This window comes from Pedobacter agri, assembly GCF_032678665.1.
In the GTDB taxonomy this organism is placed as follows: domain Bacteria; phylum Bacteroidota; class Bacteroidia; order Sphingobacteriales; family Sphingobacteriaceae; genus Pedobacter; species Pedobacter agri_A.
Window position 1 is genome coordinate 40,742 of the sequence record NZ_JAVTSH010000006.1, and the last position, 17,823, is coordinate 58,564.

The following is a 17,823-nucleotide window of genomic DNA, read 5'->3' on the forward strand; positions in this document are numbered from 1 at the left end:
TTAGGTGGGTTTAAATATACTAGTCTGGATTATAATTGTGCGTTCTAGTTGAATGGGGGTTTAGTTGATTTAACTTTCTGCTAACTAGCTTTACCATCCGCACAGTTTTTGTTTTATCTGATTCATCTGGATCATCCAAACTTTGTTTTTCTTTCTTCGTTAGTGGTCTCTGACCGTAATAAGGTTGTGTGGTAAAGTAAGTGTTTATATCAGTTGCTTTTACACTAGCTTTTAATTCGTAGTTGGCGAATATGTACTGTAGTTTATCTTTAATGTCTTTGGCTTCGTATGCTCGTCCAACCATGAACTCCTGATACACTGCATCAATAATTCCTTGGCTAACCTTGCCTTCTTTGATCTCCAATTTGCGAAGAGCAGTTGTTATCTGACTTTTAGTTTCAAGTTGCTCAACCTCATCGAATCCAAGAATGTTAACAGCATTTATTATAAGAGGGAATCGTTTACTAATATCTAAATACCATCCTGTAGCTCCTAGTTCACCCTGGTTGTTTTCATTCTGTACCAACCATTCCAGTATAGTTCGAATGTTAGATGGAGAGTATCTGTTAATACCTTTGGACATCGTTTCGAATTCTTCAGGCAGATACACCTTTTTACTTTCCGAAAAATCAAACAAACCTGATTTTATATAAGTTAAACCTATTGCAAGCTCTTGGCAATAACATAGTTTCAGTTGATAACCGTAGATATAGTTGTCATACTTGAAGTGGTCAAAGTCTCCCTGTTTGTTAAGTAAGTTATAGTAAGGGTTGACGCGTGTGATAGCTTCTCCATAAACTTGCTCCCTGAGATATTCATCAGTGGTTGTAGATTGCATAGCTAATAGTTGATGATACCTTTTTCTCGATTCATCTACATCATTCTGTACAGCAGATTCTAATTTTACAGCCTTACTATGTTTTATGCTAACGATATGTGTTGCGTTACGATATCTATCCAATGATTTTGACTCACGGTCTGGCTGCCTAAATCTACCTAAGATCTGATAGACATCTGTATTAGGATCAACGATAGTATGGTTTGCAAAGTTTTGATCAGTGAGAATTAGTATATCTGGCATTACATCAGTCAATGTTATATCAAGTCCATTGAAGAAGCTACTTGTTAGGAAGTTTACCCTACCTAAATTAGCGATGTCCATTTTATAATAGGCAGCTTTGAAGTCAACCATATTAAAATCCTCTATGCCATCTTTAGAACAGAACACCTTTGCTTCATCCTGTAAACCAAACTTGGTAATCAGTGAATGAATTCCATTTAGTGAGTTGAAGAACACGAATAGCATTTCTCCATCATAGCTTTCAATGTATTCCTTAAACGCTGAACTTAGGTTATTAACGTATTGAAGGTGAATCTTCTTCTTGATCGACCTTTCATGCTGCACTTTCCACTTTTTAAAGAATTGTAATCTTGGATCACTCGGAATAAAAGGTGTAGCAGAAATGAATGCCTTGTTATGGAAGCAAAAGAAGTGATCCATAGCCCGGGTTATATTGACTCTATAGTTTACATCCAATGTAAGTTTGTGTGATTCATCGCAAAGAATGAAATAGTCAGTATAAGGATTGCCACAAGTTGCAAGTATAGCGTCTATCGCCTTGGTCAATCCTTCAGGAGTGGAAATGAATTTGATATATCTCCCATTAGCATCCCTGATGTGCTTTATCAGTCTATCAATTTTGTAATCTTCCGTTACTGGAAATAGATAGTCTGTATCATCTTGATTAGCGTACTTACTTTCTATTTGGCACTTATTAGGTACTAAAATGATACTGTGCCTTGGTGATTTGATCTCACAGTAGGTTGCTCCCCATCCTGTAAGTACTTTGTTTAACAGAATGTTATTTGGTATCAACTTTAGCTCTGGCTCATCCCACATGGTTGGAGCTGATGTATTTATAGTTTCGTGGTAGTTATCAAATGGAGTAATCATAGTTAGTTTCTCTAATTGTGTAGGTCATAAAATAAGTTAGCCTGATAGTCATCCCAGGCTTGCACAGCTTCATCCATATCGAGCATTGCATTTGCGATCTGAAGTTCCACTGCCTGTGCATCTTCAACTAATTGCTTGTCAGCTTTTAAACCTGTAGCGTTGACTTTTTCATCTTCAACTGTTTCTCCTAAGTCTTCTATGATGCTCCAGTTACAGGTATGCGAGACAAAGTTCTGAAGGTCAATATATGATGCGCGAACGTTAAGGGTACATCCAATTAAATTAGTAACGTCTACCGAGGCATTAACAACTGGATTGAATTCAAATGCATCTGAATCAATAAGCACTTGATTAACAGGGAGGAAGTCCTCATTAAAACGTAGCTTCCATAATGCAACCAATAGTATTTCATCATCTATTGTGACGATAGATTGAATGTTGTAGTAGCCGATTCGAGCTGTAGTTGTTTTTCCAAATGCAGGCTGCAATGAGTTGTACAGTTGAAGCGTGGAAAAGTTATAGTGTGTTACCATAAGAGATATCTTTCATCTGTTGTTATAAAAGTTAATAATCTCTCGGGTCAATTACTTCGATATCCCAAATGATTTCATCATCAGCGGATTGGTCTTCAAGGGAATTGATAAAGCTATCAACAATTGCACTTTGCTCGCCAGACTTGGCGACGCGGTTTAGTTCTTCTAAACTGATTTTGTTTACTTTGTTATTTGAAGTATTCATTATTGTTGGTGTGTGAATTGTTCCACGACACTGCGAAGATCGAAATACCAATTAACGCTGGGGGCTACAGAAAGAACCGAAGAATTAAAATAATTATAGCCTTGACTATGAGTTATATAACTTTGCGTGTTTTGAGAACATTGAGTGCATGTAATCTTTAGGCTCAGATGTGATCTTACCTCCATCGATGTATCCAATCATTTCTAAGATCTCAAAGAATAGATTGGCTTGTTGATCTGAGAGGATTGTTCCCGTTTGAACCTTGATGTGTGTTTGTTCATTCAAGTAAGGCTGAAGGTAGCAGCATAGCTCCACGTAAAGTTTCTTTAATCTAACAGTTGGTAGCTTGGGAGATCTGTTGGCTATAGTTCTAAGCCTGTCGATGTCAATGGGGTTATCCGATTGAGGATCATTACCGAACAAGTCATATACAAGCTTCTCTCCGAATAAGCCCAGAGGGAATTCCTTAGTTTCTATTCTGTTGTATAACACTTCGCACATCCATTTTGCTATTGCTGTATCTTTGATTGCACTGGAAGATGATAAAGATGGTTTGGCTACGAGCTGAAAATGCTCTGTCGGTTTTGATTCTTTAAAAGTTAACAAGAACTTCGCTACCTCTTTAGAGGTGAGATCATCATTATAGTTCTGCCAGTAAGCATCGTATCTCACTCTGATCTGTTCATTCTTTAATAATAGCAAATACAACAATTCATTATGATGCTCCTCAAGGTGGATCTTTTCAAGCTCTACGCGCAACTTGGTAGAGATTCGTTCAAAGTTCTCTTCTCCGATATATTCAAGAATTATATTCACTGATTGTACACCATTATTAGAATTGCTATCGTTTAAGTATGAAGTAAGCCTTGTAAAGTCAGGGAATAAGGTAGCTGTGTACATATTCTTTGGTAATGGTTAACGTGACAAAGATAGAATGTTGTTTAATTATATTAAACTGCGTCAGCTAATGCGTCAGAAGATGGTGTTTGTTGTCTATTACACTTGGTAATATCGGTCAATTAAAGTATTTTAGTTCAATCAAATGCTTGTAGTCATTACTGCGTTAACAACTACGCCAGCACCCCTTTAAACAAAAAAGCCCATCTTTCGATGAGCTTTTAATAGTAGCGGGGAGCAGGATCGAACTGCCGACCTCAGGGTTATGAATCCTGCGCTCTAACCATCTGAGCTACCCCGCCGGATAAAAATATTTGCTTATATTATCAAATATTTAGGTGGTTATTTTTTGGAGTTGCAAATATAGAATAAATTACCTTTCTTTAGAAAAATAAAATAAAAAAAATACTTCCGGAGTTATTCTGGTAATGAATTAACATGGCAGAAAAGAAAAAATTTACGCTTGAGTACGAGGTTAAATCGTCACCACGAATTTTGTATAGCTTTATAAGTGAGCCAAATGGCTTGTCGCAATGGTTTGCCGATGATGTAAATTTCCGCGATCAGGTTTATACTTTTACCTGGGATGATGAACAGCTAAAAGCTAAACTCGTTTCTATAAAAGAGAATAAATTAGTGAAGTTTAAATGGCTTGATGACGAACCGCAATGCTACTTCGAAATGGAAATTGTACAAGACGAATTAACTAACGACGTTGCGCTTTCGATTACAGATTTTACAACAGATGACCTGCTTGCTGAGAAAAAATTAATTTGGGATAACCAAATTGACTATTTGATTAGCGTTTTGGGTGCTTAGTTTAGCTTCGTATTGCTTACCTTTGTAAGGTGAAAAAAATACATCTTCTCCTCATAAAAGCATTCATAAAGCCTTTCCTTGCCACGTTTTTTGTGGTAATGTTTATTCTTTTGATGTTTTTTCTTTTTAAGTGGATTGATGATTTAATTGGGAAAGGTTTCGAGTGGTATACCATCTTGGAATTGATGGCTTATGCCTCTGCCGCGAATGTTGCTATGGCACTGCCATTATCTGTGCTACTTTCCTCCATTATGACTTTCGGAACACTTGGCGAAAACTATGAGCTTGTGGCGATCAAGTCTGCCGGGATTTCTCTGCAGAAAGCCATGAGGCCATTGTTCGTGGTAATCATCATGTTAACCATTGGCTCATTTTTATTTTCCAACTATATGCTTCCTAAGGCAAACCTGAAATTCAGCTCCCTGCTTTATGATGTTCGAAATAAAAAACTGGCTTTCCTAATCAAACCCGGGGTTTTTAATAACAGTATTCCCAATTATTCGATCCGTGTAGATGCAAAAGATGAAGATGGAACTTTGCATAACATCATGATCTACGATCATAAGGGTACAAACGGTATTCCTAAGGTGATTATGGCCAAGCAAGGGCAGATGAATAAAACCGTCGACGGTAAATTCCTATTGTTGAATTTAAAGGATGGTGTGCAGTATGAAGAGCAGCCAAGTAGCAGTGGTGCCTATAATCCTCGCCAGGTTTTTAACAGAAGCAGATTTAAAGAAACAGAGCCACGATTTGATCTTTCCTCCTTTGAAATGAACAGAACTGATCCCAATGCTTTTGGCAACAGTACGCCAATGCTCAATTTGAAGGGAATTGCCAAAAAAGGTGATTCCTTAGGTAAGTTGTTAGATACCTTAAATATGAGCACCGACAGGGTCGTAGCCAATAATTTTAAACAGTTTAATGTGGCCAAAGGCTATTCTAAGGTGAAAATAGCACCAAAGCAAATTGGTGAAGTTACTTTAAAATCAATCCCTGGAGGTTCCAAAAAACTTGCTTTAGATAATGCATCAAACATTGTTTCGGGTATTTTACAAAATTTAGCTAATACAGGTCCAAGGCATGATGAGTTGGTAGGCGAAATTATTTTCACCAGGATTGAATACCAAAGAAAGTTTACACTTGCAGCTTCATGTATCTTATTATTTTTCATCGGTGCACCTTTAGGCGCAATTATTAGAAAAGGCGGCATGGGTTTGCCTGTAGTAACTGCAATATCATTCTTCCTGGTGTACCACATCATCACTACGGTAGCTGAAAAATCTGCCCGTGAAGGCAACTTAAATCCAATATTCGCGATGTGGATTGCTGTAATTGTTCTATCTCCTTTAGCCGTATTTTTAACCTATAAAGCTACTGTTGATTCAGCCTTATTTGACGTAAATTACTACAAGCAGGTTTTCAATAAAATACTTCGGATAAAACAAAAACAAGCCTAATCTATCATTTACTTCCAGATGATATTTTGTTCATTATATTGCTCATTTAGGTTGTACCTTTGTGCTAGCAAATTTTGAGACAATCTTTGGAAGTTTCAAACATGCTCATTACACATATGCTTTTAAACAAATGCAAACAAAATTAAATACCATAGAAGAGGCAATAGCTGACATCAAAGCTGGTAAAGTGATCATCGTTGTAGATGATGAAAATAGAGAAAACGAAGGTGATTTCTTAACAGCAGCAGAAAATGCTACGCCAGAAGTGATCAACTTTATGGCAACCTATGGGCGTGGTTTGATTTGTGCACCGCTTACTGAAGAGCGTTGTAAGGAATTGAAACTGGATTTAATGGTTGGGAAAAATACAGCTGCCTATGAAACTAATTTTACCGTGTCGGTAGATTTAGTTGGCCATGGCTGTACCACTGGGATTTCTGCAAGCGATCGTTCTAAAACAATGTTGGCTTTGGTAGATCCTAAAACAGATCCTGAAGAACTGGGCAGACCAGGACATATTTTTCCTTTAATTGCTAAAGATGGTGGCGTAATTCGTCGTGCAGGTCATACAGAAGCAGCTGTTGATTTAGCTCGTTTGGCAGGAATGAAACCGGCTGGCTTATTGGTCGAAATCTTGAAAGAAGATGGCGAAATGGCCAGGCTTCCGGATTTATTAAAAATCGCCGAACAACACCAGCTAAAAATTATTTCAATTGAGGATTTAATTGCATATCGTTTAAATATCGATAGTTTAATTGAAAAAGAAGTAACTATTGACTTGCCAACCGCTTTTGGCGATTTTAAAATGACTGCTTATACGCAGCTGGATAATAATGCCACTCATTTGGCTATTTCAAAAGGAGAGTGGGCAAATGATGAACCCATCCTTGCAAGGGTACACAGTTCTTGTGTTACGGGTGATATTTTTGGTTCATGCCGTTGCGACTGCGGGCCTCAATTGCATAAAGCTTTAGAGATGATTCAAAAAGAAGGCAAAGGAATTGTTGTTTACATGAATCAGGAAGGCAGAGGTATTGGACTGATTAATAAACTTCGCTCATATAATTTACAGGATGCTGGTTTTGATACTGTTGAAGCGAACATCAAATTAGGTTTCAAAGGCGATGAACGCGATTATGGCGTAGGTGCGCAAATTTTAAGATCGGAAGGCGTAACTAAAATGCGCCTGATGACTAATAACCCAACAAAAAGAGCTGGCCTTATCGGTTACGGTTTAGAAGCTGTAGAAAATATTCCAATCGAAATTGAAAGTAATGTACACAATGAGCGTTACTTAAAAACTAAAAGAGATAAAATGGGTCATTCCATTATGAAAGGATAGTTTAGTTTCCAGTTGGCAATTTTCAATCAAGAAAGTTGCCAACTAACAAATCCAATTTGGCACTTCCTAACCGCCAACTAAAAGCTGCAAATTTACTTTCTCTGGTTACCCTTACTTTGGTTAATAATCGCTTCCTTATTAATCGATTTATTTGTTTTTACCGGATTATCCTGCTGCTTTCTTTTTAAATTCCTACGGTAAGCACCTGAAATTTTCTGGATGAATTCTTTAAAAGTATCAAACTGTTGTGTGTAAACTAATCCAAAAGAGGTTACATTTCTATTTTGATCGATACCTGGGTTGGCAAATATACTTTGAATAGTAGGTGGCTTATTTGCTACCTTGCCTAATAAACTACCATCTTTTTTAATCAGGAATAGTCCTTCTACCTCGCCACCAACATTACTTCTGTTAAAATCTATAATGGTAAAGTCGTTCAAGCTGTTCCGGTCAACAATGCCCGCATTGATAATTAAACGGTCGTTAAATAGTTTTACGGAAGCACTTGCTTCGCTTAACGAACGAACGTTAAGATCTACAAAGTTGAGGTTAAGCGATGAAAGTACATTGTTAAACTGATTAAAAACCAATTCGGTAGCGGTGCTTGTAGCCGTTGAACTTAGCTGATTTCCGATTGATTCTCCGCCATTTCCAGGAGCAAAACTCCTCCTGATGATTAAACTAAAAGCCTGTAAATTCAGGTTATTCTGATCACTAAAATAAGTTTGGAGCTCTTCTTTAATGGCTGGCTGAGCCGGGAAAAAGATATCCAGCTTAATGTCTGGTTGTAACAACAGGCCTGTTAAACCCATCTCTACTTCAGTATTTACCCTTTGATTGGCATTACTACTCGCATCTCTGTTTGCCGCCTTAAACAACTCATTCAGGTTTGCCCTCAATGCATATACTGCTTTCAAGTTAATTTGCGCTGCCGTAGGATTTCCTGTCCAGCGTATGGTTCCACCTTGTCTAATCTCAAATTTCTTATTGATCACTTCCTGAGCAGTAAAATCGAAACTTCCGGTCTCAATAATATAGTCACCAGACATTTCAAAATCGCCCAGACTATTGATGTTCAAATTAAGTTCTGCGTTTCCTTTTCCACTTAAATTACCTAAAGTGGTATAAATGTTGGCTGTAGTATTGGGGTCAATTGTTAATTTGAACGTTAAAGTTAATCCATCGAAATTGGTAGTTTTCTTTACTACTTTGCTCGAATCACGGCTAATGAAGTTGATGAAATCTTTATCAGATACAGTTTCTGAGCTATTTAACGGAAGATTAAATACGGTACCTTTTTCGGTTTTCGCCTTAATATCAATCTTCATCTTACTCGTTGGGCCTGTGAATTTGAAAACGCCAGTTCCGTAGGCTTTTCCAAAGTACACCGAATTATCTTTCGAAGTGGTGTTTAATGCCATAAAGCTATTTGCCGTTACCTTCACATCCAGGGTCGGGTCATCAAGATTGTTTAAGTCAACACTTCCTACTGCAATAGCCTGATGACCTTCCAAATCGTTTAATTCTAGATCATCCAGATCAATTACACTATTGGATACTTTCACATCATCTGTAATGACATAAGTAGTTTTAAGATAATTAACCATTAGCTGTCCTTTATCAAAGGATAGGTTTCCATCGATCTGGGGTTTATCTAATTTCCCTTTTACTGTAAGGTCAGCTGAAATATCACCTTTTAAATTTGAAACAAGCTGTTTTACAAATGGCTCCAGAATCGTGAGTTTGCTATCCTTCATTTTCACATTTAAATCAATCAGCTTCTCTTTTAAATCAAGATTGCCTGTTAACTTAAAGGTCTCCGAATTTTCGGTGGTAATTCTGGTGAAAACATTAATCTTATTAGATTCATTGTTGAATGATGAGGTATCCGTCAGCGTACCAATATAGATGTCGTTGAACGTAAGCGAATCGATTTTCAGATCGTCATTAACCTTTGGTGCTTTTAAAATGCCATATAAATTGGTCATTCCGTTTACATTACCGCTTAGTTTTACCCCGAAACCTTTAGTAAACGGATTAAGCGTTTTAAGGTTAAAATCTTTGAAGCCAACAACCAGCAAATCTTTCTGGTCTTCAGAAATCAATCCATCAATAGTCATCTGCTGTTCACCATTGGTTAAATCGAAGTTACTGATTAACGTTTTACCATTATTTAAGGCAATTCGTACTTTTTCCTGAATGCGCCATTCCTCACTGTTAATTTTCAAAATGGATGGCAATACACTCAATCGGGCAATGGTATCTTCGTTTTTTGTAAATTCTACCAATCCGTTTAAATCCAGTTGATTAGCCTCGTCAGAATTCGACATCTTCACGTTGAACGCAAGACTATCATTGCGGAGAATATTGGAAATGTTAACATCCTTAATAAAAAGGCTATCGTTTAGTTGTACGCGGTCTGATGTAACAATAAGTTGCAGCTGCTCTTTCGTCGTATTTTCATCGAGGATAATATTATTGATGACAACCCCATTGTACTTTAAGGTTTTGACATAACCATTTAATGTAGCAGTATTATTTCTCGAATCAAAATCGCCAATCAACGTTGCGCCATCTGCCATTTCCAGGCCAGGCGAAATAAATTGTGCCAATGGCTCAAATTTCTTCACCCGCAGGTTAAATTTAAATATTTGATTTTTGTAATTAATGATGTTTGCCCTGAGTGAGGGTACATAAGTTTTGGCAATGGCTTTGTAGTAAGAAACAATCGAATTCAAATCGTATTCGCCACGTATGCTAGCATCTAGAATATCTGATTTAATATCTAAAACTCGATCTACCCCGGTTCCCTGAGCCATTAACTGTACCGAATCTACATGGTATATGCCTTTTGGATTCTGCAGCCTGATCTCCTGAATAAGTAATTGCCCTTCGATGTTATTTAAGTTCGTTCCTGAAAAATTGGTACTAAACTTTGCATCTACCAGTAAGGAATCGTTAAGCAGGTTAAGCGCTTTTAATCTTGCCTTCGTAATGGTCGCATTGAAATTAAAAACCGGAAGTTTTGGATTTAAATTTACGCCGCCATCAAATATCAATTTCACATTTTTATCATTGATGCTGAGTTTCCCATCAAAGTTTTTCTTCTCAAATGTTCCGTCAATTTTAACATTGCGATACCTGTAGCCATTAAAATCAATGTAAGCTACGTCACCATTTAGTTTCTCGGTTAAATCTTTTAATTCGGTTCCTCTTCCTTTTACATATAATGATGAAGAAATCCGTCCGAGAGATTTTTCATCCAACAAATTTCCGATGTTAAAATCGAAGGTTTTAACGTTTCCGGTATAAGAGGGAACATCATTTTTATCAATTTTCATGTTCACATCAGAAACAATTCTTCCCAGCTTGGTTTTAAACTCACCATAGGCGATGAAATCATTCTGAAAACCTGTAAAGTTTCCGTTAAAATTGATGTTTCCAAATTTGTTCACGATGGATGGAATGACCGCTTTTTTACTTCCTGTAAATCCGGCAAGTACTTCATCCAAATCTTTTTTATTGGTGCCGGCCATTTCAATTTTCAAATCCATGAAGGTTTCTTTCCATTTTGGAAGCCCTTTAATAATGAAATCACCTTTAATATGCGTTGCTTTTCCTGAGCGGATAGATAGTTTCTTTGCCCGAAGGTTATTTACTAAGCCTGTAATCTGTCCATCTACATCGAGCTCAATTTTCATGCTGTTAAGTTCCGGCGCAAAGAATGCCACGTCTTTTGATGATAAATGACTCTCCTTAAAAATCGCTTTCATCCTCACGCTATCCACATAATGATTAAAATCCCTGTAGGTTTTAAATTTCATTTGGTAATAATCAGTTAGCCGGCTATGATCAGTAACAAGCAGCAGTTTTTTAAGTTCGATGGCGTTACTGTCAATTGTGGTTTCTGCGGTGAGGTTTTTCAAATAAAACCCACTTTTTTCTCTTAAAGTTAAATTCTTGATATTGGTTTTAACCAAATGATTTTTGGTATCCAGGCCTTCAAAAATTCCACTAAGTTCTTTTACATCAACATTATCAAAGTTTACATTTTTGCCTTGAACGGTATCCTTAGCGGCATAATTTTTATACCTGAATGCAAATTTGTTTAAAATCACCCTTCCTACCGTAACATCAAAAGGTTTGCTATCAGGTTTCTTTACAGTAGGTTTACCAGAATCAAAATAGTTGATGATGAAATCGAGGTTAGAAGACTTATCTTTGAAATCCTTTAGGAAAAACTGGCCGTTATTGATTTGGACTGTATTGATATTAATTATTTTTTTATCAATCAACAACTGATTAATATCTACCATAAATTGCGGAGCACTCAGCAAGGTGTCCTTTTGAAGATCGAGCACTAGCAAATCTTCCAATACAATTGATTTGAAAGGTTTGATGTAAAGACTTTTAATGGATATGGTAGTTTTAAGCTCTTTAGACAAATATGCTGCAGCTTTTTGGGCAACATAAGTTTGAACAGGCTTAAACTGTAGTGAAAAAATAATAAGCGCCAGCAGCAAAATTATTGATGCAATTACCCAAAGGAGTATTTTAAATAGTTTTTTAATAATTTTGCAGCTTAAAAATAAATAATTTGTCTGTTATACTTGCTATCGAATCTTCTTGCGATGATACTTCAGTCGCCATATGTAACAACGGCAAAATTACGGCCAATGTTATTGCAAACCAAACAATTCATGAAAATTATGGTGGCGTAATCCCTGAATTGGCATCCAGAGTACATCAACAAAATATTGTTCCTACTATTGAGCAGGCGTTAAAAAACGCACAGGTTACAAAACAGGACATAAGTGCCGTTGCTTTTACACAGGGCCCCGGGCTTTTAGGCTCTTTATTAGTAGGGGTTTCCTTTGCAAAATCATTTGCACTGGCATTAAATATACCTCTAATTTCTGTCAATCACATGCATGCGCATATTTTGGCGCATTTCATTGATGATCCGAAACCAAATTTCCCTTTTTTGTGTTTAACCGTTTCTGGCGGACACACGCAAATTGTTTTGGTAAAGGATTATTTTGATATGGAAATTGTTGGTGAAACACTGGATGATGCAGCAGGAGAGGCTTTTGATAAAACGGCAAAAATCCTTCAGCTTCCATATCCCGGCGGTCCCTTAATTGATAAACATGCAAAAAATGGAAATCCTTTAGCTTACAAATTTGCTGAGCCACAAATTGCCGAGTTGAATTTTAGCTTTAGTGGTTTCAAAACGTCTATTTTATATTTCATCAGAAAACAAGAAAAAGAGAATCCTAACTTCATTGCTGAAAATTTAGATGATATTTGTGCTTCTGTACAACATAGCATTGTTCAGATTTTACTGAATAAGTTAAAAAAAGCTGCCAAGCAGTTTAATATTAATGAAATTGCAATTGCGGGAGGTGTTTCTGCAAACTCTGGGTTAAGAGATGGCTTACAACAAACCGCTACTGAATTGGGCTGGAAGGTTTATATTCCTGCATTTCAATATTGTACAGACAACGCAGGGATGATTGCCATTGCGGGTTATCAGAAATTTTTAACAAAGGATTTTGTGGGGCAGGAAGTTTCGCCCAAAGCGAGAATGGAATTTTAGCAGATAATTAACCTCTAACTTGTACCTTAAACTTTTAACTTTAAACTTTCAACTTTTTTCATGACTGGAGCATCATTAATATTTTGGATTGTTTGCGCAATCCCGCTGATCGGACTATTATATTACCTGATTAGAAAGGATAAAAATAAACTCAATGGAAGTTGGGGTGTAATTATTTTGGGTGCGTTAGTAATTGCTGCACTTTTAGTTATTGTTTATGTTACTAAAGATTTCAACGCTATTTTTAGCCAGGGTTAGTTGAAATTTACAGCTTAAATAAAAAACGCCTTATCAGAATTGATAAGGCGTTTTTTCTAGAATATATTTTTGGCTATTATTTTTCAGCTAACTGTTCGCCTGTTACTTCTGCCTTAATTTTTGTTTCAAGCTCCTCGGCTAACTCTGGGTTATCGCTTAACAATTGTTTCACGGCATCTCTACCCTGACCAAGTTTGGTATCGCCATAAGAGAACCATGAACCTGCCTTTTTGATGATGCCAAAGTCAACACCTAAATCGATAATTTCACCGTTTTTAGAAATTCCTTCTCCAAACATCACATCAAACTCAGCAATACGGAATGGAGGTGCCACCTTATTTTTAACGATTTTTACCTTCACACGGTTACCAGAAACCTCATCAGAATCTTTAATTTGTGAAATACGACGGATATCTAAACGTACAGATGCGTAGAATTTCAACGCATTACCACCGGTAGTTGTTTCAGGGTTTCCGAACATTACACCGATTTTATCACGTAACTGGTTAATAAAAATACAGCAACATCCCGTTTTAGAAATCGTTCCTGTTAATTTACGTAAAGCCTGACTCATCAAACGGGCATGTAAACCCATTTTACTATCACCCATTTCGCCTTCGATTTCACTTTTAGGAACCAATGCTGCAACAGAGTCAATCACAATCACATCAATTGCACCAGAACGAATCAGGTTATCAGCAATTTCTAAAGCCTGCTCACCATTATCTGGTTGAGAGATTAAAAGATTATCTGTATCAACACCTAATTTTTTTGCATAGAATTGGTCAAATGCATGTTCCGCATCAATAAATGCAGCAATGCCACCTTTTTTCTGTGCCTCAGCTATAATGTGGGTAGCCAAAGTTGTTTTACCTGAAGATTCAGGGCCATAAATTTCGATAACCCTACCTTTTGGAATACCACCAATACCTAATGCAATATCTAAACTAATTGATCCTGTAGAAATAAAATCGATAGGTTCAATAGCCGTATCACCAAGTTTCATGATTGTACCCTTACCATAAGATTTTTCTAATTTATCTAATGTAAGCTGTAATGCTTTTAATTTATCTGGATTTGCGCTTGCCATTTTTATATGATTTGTTGCGGTAAATATAACTGAATTGTCGGCTAATATACTTGAGTGTTGATAATTGTTTTACTAAAATATTTAGCTAAGATAAAAGTTTTCTGGCTAATGTCAATAGTATTTTGAAAATAATTTAAGCCTGGTGTTTTTCTCTTTCATTTTTTGCCGTTAAACGCTCAAAATACCGACACATGTAAGTAATTTCACAAACATCACATTTTGGGCTTCGGGCTACGCAAACATACCGCCCGTGTAAAATCAACCAATGGTGAGCAATGTGAATATCATGTTCCGGTAGGTTTTTAACCAAATCTTTTTCAACGGCTAAGGGCGTTTTGCCATTTGTGAGCCCGAGGCGATTGGCCACCCGAAAAACGTGTGTGTCTACGGCCATTGCCGGTGCATTATAAATTACAGATGCAATAACATTAGCAGTTTTGCGCCCAACACCCGGCATTTTTTGCAAGTCATCAATGCCTGAAGGAACAACATCGTTAAACTCATTGATGAGTATATTAGCCATACCAACCAGGTGTTTTGCCTTGTTATTTGGGTAGCTGATACTTTTGATGTAATCAAAAACAATATCTGGAGTTGCCTCTGAAAGACTTTTGGCGTTTGGAAATCTTTGGAAAAGCGCCGGCGTAACCATATTTACCCGTTTATCGGTGCATTGAGCAGAAAGAATAACAGCAACTAGAAGCTGATAGGGGTTGTGGTAATGCAGTTCAGTTTCCGCATCAGGTTGCTTTGCCGAAAAATGTTCTACGAAAAGTTTATAACGTTCTTTTTTAAGCATGGGCAAATATAGTAAGCAAAAGCAAAACTGATTTAGGTTTTGTTAGTAGGCCATCGTTTTTTCTATTGAAGTTATCGCTTTCAGATTTTTACCTGTAAGCGGTTGCCATGGAATTATGGAAAATAGTTTTTTGAAAATCAAGCCGTCTGGAAAGTGTTTGTATCAGTTTTTAGGAAACAGGTTACCCTGCAGTAAGTTGCTCCGTTAAGTTGGAGGAAATTAAAGGCACATACTTTAATTGTAAACCTGATGGAAGCGGCAGCTCCCGATTTTTCATCGGGACTACAGCGTACAGCAGGGCTAATCATTTTTAATTGCAGTTGCTTTCGTTTTCTAAAAATTAATGAAATGAAGAAACTGCAACTTTAATTTGCTCTGGTGCACCTTGTTTACTTTTAATTAGCCAGAGGGCGAAAAATGCACCAATCAGGGCCATTGCGGCGCCAACATATGCTGGTGAGGTATAGTCGAAGCCATACACTAACGGCAAACCACCGAAAAATGCGCCCAAGGCGTTTCCAATATTAAAACTTGCCTGACTGGCAGATGCAGCCAGCATTTCTGACCCTTTGGCTGATTGAATCATTAACATTTGTATTGGTGCTGCCAGCGCAAATGAAACGGCCCCGGTTATAAATGTCATAATTAAAGCCAGCGGCTGACTAAACGATACAAAGTGAACAATGGTTAAGGTAAGCACCATGGCTAACAATAACGCGGCAGAGGCTTTTGCCGGAGAAAATTTATCAGCCAGAATTCCGCCAATGTAATTGCCGACTAACATTCCAACGCCAGCAAGCATTAATATATAGGTAACTGCCCCCGCAGAAAAACCGGCAACGTCAGTCATTAAAGGAGCGATGTAGCTATACCAGGTAAACAAACCGCCGGTTCCGATGGAAATCATCAAGATAATAATCCAGGCTTCTCTTTTCTTAAAGAAACTGAGTTCTGATTTTAAATCACGGTTTTTAGTGGCTTCTAACGCAGGTAGCCAAAGTTTTAAACTTAACAAGGTAACTAAACCCACAAAAACAACCACGGCAAAGGAAATGCGCCAGGAAAAGTTATGACCGATGAAGGTACCAAGCGGAACGCCAAGAATGTTCGCGATGGTTAGACCCATAAACATCAGCGAAACGGCCTGTGCGGCCTTGCCTTTTTCAGCAATTCTGCTCGCCACTACCGAGCCGACACCAAAAAATGCACCGTGAGGCAATCCTGATAATAATCTGGCAATAAATAGTGTATCGAAGGTCGGTGCAAAAGCAGAGAAAGCATTGAAAGCTGTAAACATTACCATGAGCGCAATTAATATCTTTTTTGGTGGATACTTACCTGCAATCATAATTAATAAGGGAGCACCGATTACCACACCCAAAGCATACGCAGAAATTAAATGTCCGGCCTGTGGAATGGTTACAGCTAAATCTTTAGCGATATCTGGAAGCAGGCCCATCATTACAAACTCTGTTATGCCAATGCCTAAACCACCCAGGGTAAGTGGAAGTAAGTTCTTATTCATGTCGATACTTAGTGTTTAATTTACACTATGTAAAGGTAGCGGTTTTTGCGTTAAGGGAATGTAAAAAAATATTGGGCAGCTTAAGGAATGGGGAATAGAAATTAGAAAATGGGGAATGGGAAGTACAAAATGGGGAATGGGGAACAGGATAAGCAAAGCAAAAAAAGTATCCCCCGAAAATCAGAATGGGTAGGGGGCAGTTCCTAATGGTTGGAATAGGAGCAGTGTGTAATGGTTTAGGAACTGTTATTTATAAAATCTGCTAATTTTTTTGCGAAAAAAAAGCTGCCACATTTTGTGGCAGCTTTTTGGCTAGTGTAAAATTACTTTGATCTGCTGTAAGCTAAAATCTTGTTGATGGTTTCATCTTGAGGGTTTTTAGCAAGGCGATCTAACTTACTTTTGATTTGATCGTAAAATAAGTCAATCTCTGCGTCAGATTCAATATCAGTTTTAGGCTGAAACATACTGTGGCTAGGTAAATTTACATTGTTTTTTGATGTAGAGGTTTTTGTCATAAGCAACTAAATGTGATAAGTTTATAAACTTAACGATAGTTCAGATGCTTTATTTCAATCCCTAAAACATTTCATGTAACTTTTTTATTACCCCTTGTAGGTCATCTCTTTAGTTTTGAGCATTTTGCGGAGGTTGCTTAGTGCATAACGCATACGGCCCAATGCTGTATTAATGCTTACATCAGTTAAATCAGCTATTTCTTTGAAACTTAAATCTGCATAATGGCGCATTAAAAGCACTTCTTTCTGCTCATCAGGCAATAAATGAATCATTTCCTTTAGGTCTTTATGCGTCTGATCGCGAAGCATTTTCTCTTCTGCGCTTTCGTCATAAAAGTGTAGCATATTGAATACATCCATTCCATCAGAACTTGTAATAATCGGCGTTCTTTTTTCCTTTCTGAAATAATCAATTACTAAATTATGCGCAATACGCATTACCCAAGGTAAGAACTTGCCTTCCTCATTATATCGCCCTGATCGCAAGGTGTTAATTACTTTTATGAAAGCGTCTTGAAAAATATCCTCCGCCAAATATTGGTCTTTTACCAATAAGTAGATAGAAGTATAAATTTTACTTTTATGTCTTCTCAAAAGTTCTTGCAATCCATTCTCGTTCCCGGTAATGTATAACTTTACCAGGTCCTGATCATTGTATGATTGTAAATTCATAGGTTTACCTACACTAAATCCCGTACTGTTTGCTAAAAATTAATTTGTAGATGTTTAATTTCTATAGCGTCTCTCCTATGCTTTTTAGATTGTGTTAGTTTGGTTCTGAGGTTGTTAATATCCAAAGAAAGTTATTTTTTTATCAAAAAACA

The 17,823-nt window shown here is 37.2% G+C and carries 15 protein-coding genes and 1 tRNA gene; 5 read left to right on the plus strand and 11 right to left on the minus strand.

The annotated features are described in order from the left end of the window. Positions 1-19: 19 nt before the first annotated feature. From R2Q70_RS13460 to R2Q70_RS13480, 5 genes are all read right to left on the minus strand, one after another. Complete coding sequence (locus tag R2Q70_RS13460; protein WP_316808090.1) at positions 20-1,954, minus strand: hypothetical protein; 1,935 nt, start codon at positions 1,952-1,954, stop codon at positions 20-22. Positions 1,955-1,965: 11 nt separating this feature from the next. After that, positions 1,966-2,442, minus strand: coding sequence for a hypothetical protein (locus R2Q70_RS13465; RefSeq protein WP_316808091.1), 477 nt, complete (start codon positions 2,440-2,442; stop codon positions 1,966-1,968). Positions 2,443-2,518: 76 nt separating this feature from the next. Then, on the minus strand, positions 2,519-2,692 hold the full coding sequence (locus R2Q70_RS13470; RefSeq protein ID WP_316808092.1) for a hypothetical protein: 174 nt from the start codon (positions 2,690-2,692) through the stop codon (positions 2,519-2,521). 105 nt (positions 2,693-2,797) lie between these two features. After that, entirely contained in the window at positions 2,798-3,592 is a 795-nt protein-coding gene (locus R2Q70_RS13475; protein ID WP_316808093.1) for a hypothetical protein, read from the minus strand. 225 nt (positions 3,593-3,817) lie between these two features. Further along, positions 3,818-3,891, minus strand: a tRNA-Met gene (locus tag R2Q70_RS13480). A gap of 136 nt (positions 3,892-4,027) precedes the next feature. Here R2Q70_RS13480 and R2Q70_RS13485 point away from each other — a divergent pair. The 3 genes from R2Q70_RS13485 to R2Q70_RS13495 all read left to right on the plus strand — a co-directional run bounded on the left by R2Q70_RS13485 (position 4,028) and on the right by R2Q70_RS13495 (position 7,210). Continuing rightward, positions 4,028-4,408: an START-like domain-containing protein gene (locus R2Q70_RS13485; RefSeq protein WP_010600323.1), complete on the plus strand. Its 381-nt coding sequence runs from the start codon at positions 4,028-4,030 to the stop codon at positions 4,406-4,408. A gap of 29 nt (positions 4,409-4,437) precedes the next feature. Next, the gene (locus R2Q70_RS13490; RefSeq protein WP_316808094.1) at positions 4,438-5,868 is read left to right on the plus strand and encodes an LptF/LptG family permease; all 1,431 of its coding nucleotides are present in this window, start codon (positions 4,438-4,440) and stop codon (positions 5,866-5,868) included. Positions 5,869-5,998: 130 nt separating this feature from the next. Further along, positions 5,999-7,210, plus strand: a complete 1,212-nt coding sequence (locus R2Q70_RS13495; protein ID WP_316808095.1) for a bifunctional 3,4-dihydroxy-2-butanone-4-phosphate synthase/GTP cyclohydrolase II — start codon at positions 5,999-6,001, stop codon at positions 7,208-7,210. Between the two features lie 92 nt (positions 7,211-7,302). Here R2Q70_RS13495 and R2Q70_RS13500 read toward each other — a convergent pair whose 3' ends face one another. Then, a complete protein-coding gene (locus R2Q70_RS13500) occupies positions 7,303-11,655 on the minus strand; it encodes a translocation/assembly module TamB domain-containing protein (RefSeq protein WP_316808096.1) in 4,353 nt (1,450 codons plus the stop codon). A 152-nt stretch (positions 11,656-11,807) separates the two neighbouring features. Between R2Q70_RS13500 and tsaD the strand changes: the two genes are divergently transcribed. After that, entirely contained in the window at positions 11,808-12,809 is a 1,002-nt protein-coding gene (gene tsaD, locus R2Q70_RS13505) for a tRNA (adenosine(37)-N6)-threonylcarbamoyltransferase complex transferase subunit TsaD (protein WP_316808097.1), read from the plus strand. Between the two features lie 60 nt (positions 12,810-12,869). Next, positions 12,870-13,067 (plus strand): hypothetical protein, encoded by a 198-nt coding sequence (locus R2Q70_RS13510; RefSeq protein WP_316808098.1) that lies wholly within the window; start codon positions 12,870-12,872, stop codon positions 13,065-13,067. A gap of 76 nt (positions 13,068-13,143) precedes the next feature. Here the strand turns inward: R2Q70_RS13510 and recA are convergent, their stop codons facing one another. The 5 genes from recA to R2Q70_RS13535 form a co-directional block, all read right to left on the minus strand. Next, entirely contained in the window at positions 13,144-14,157 is a 1,014-nt protein-coding gene (gene recA, locus R2Q70_RS13515) for a recombinase RecA (RefSeq protein WP_010600317.1), read from the minus strand. 133 nt (positions 14,158-14,290) lie between these two features. Continuing rightward, positions 14,291-14,956 carry an endonuclease III gene (gene nth, locus R2Q70_RS13520; protein ID WP_316808099.1) on the minus strand — a complete coding sequence of 222 codons (666 nt, stop codon included), beginning with the start codon at positions 14,954-14,956 and terminating at the stop codon, positions 14,291-14,293. A 340-nt stretch (positions 14,957-15,296) separates the two neighbouring features. After that, positions 15,297-16,481, minus strand: a complete 1,185-nt coding sequence (locus tag R2Q70_RS13525; RefSeq protein ID WP_316808100.1) for an MFS transporter — start codon at positions 16,479-16,481, stop codon at positions 15,297-15,299. Positions 16,482-16,804: 323 nt separating this feature from the next. Further along, positions 16,805-16,999: a hypothetical protein gene (locus R2Q70_RS13530; protein ID WP_316808101.1), complete on the minus strand. Its 195-nt coding sequence runs from the start codon at positions 16,997-16,999 to the stop codon at positions 16,805-16,807. Between the two features lie 87 nt (positions 17,000-17,086). Next, a complete protein-coding gene (locus R2Q70_RS13535; protein WP_116169471.1) occupies positions 17,087-17,671 on the minus strand; it encodes an RNA polymerase sigma factor in 585 nt (194 codons plus the stop codon). Between the last annotated feature and the right edge of the window lie 152 nt (positions 17,672-17,823).

Bases quoted from the DNA above. Each gene is read 5' to 3' on its own strand.
- R2Q70_RS13470 (WP_316808092.1), bottom strand. From the start codon at position 2,692: ATGAATACTTCAAATAACAAAGTAAACAAAATCAGTTTAGAAGAACTA.
- R2Q70_RS13535 (WP_116169471.1), bottom strand. From the start codon at position 17,671: ATGAATTTACAATCATACAATGATCAGGACCTGGTAAAGTTATACATT.
- recA (WP_010600317.1), bottom strand. From the start codon at position 14,157: ATGGCAAGCGCAAATCCAGATAAATTAAAAGCATTACAGCTTACATTA.
- R2Q70_RS13460 (WP_316808090.1), bottom strand. From the start codon at position 1,954: ATGATTACTCCATTTGATAACTACCACGAAACTATAAATACATCAGCT.
- R2Q70_RS13485 (WP_010600323.1), top strand. From the start codon at position 4,028: ATGGCAGAAAAGAAAAAATTTACGCTTGAGTACGAGGTTAAATCGTCA.
- R2Q70_RS13525 (WP_316808100.1), bottom strand. From the start codon at position 16,481: ATGAATAAGAACTTACTTCCACTTACCCTGGGTGGTTTAGGCATTGGC.
- R2Q70_RS13495 (WP_316808095.1), top strand. From the start codon at position 5,999: ATGCAAACAAAATTAAATACCATAGAAGAGGCAATAGCTGACATCAAA.
- nth (WP_316808099.1), bottom strand. From the start codon at position 14,956: ATGCTTAAAAAAGAACGTTATAAACTTTTCGTAGAACATTTTTCGGCA.
- R2Q70_RS13475 (WP_316808093.1), bottom strand. From the start codon at position 3,592: ATGTACACAGCTACCTTATTCCCTGACTTTACAAGGCTTACTTCATAC.
- R2Q70_RS13510 (WP_316808098.1), top strand. From the start codon at position 12,870: ATGACTGGAGCATCATTAATATTTTGGATTGTTTGCGCAATCCCGCTG.
- R2Q70_RS13530 (WP_316808101.1), bottom strand. From the start codon at position 16,999: ATGACAAAAACCTCTACATCAAAAAACAATGTAAATTTACCTAGCCAC.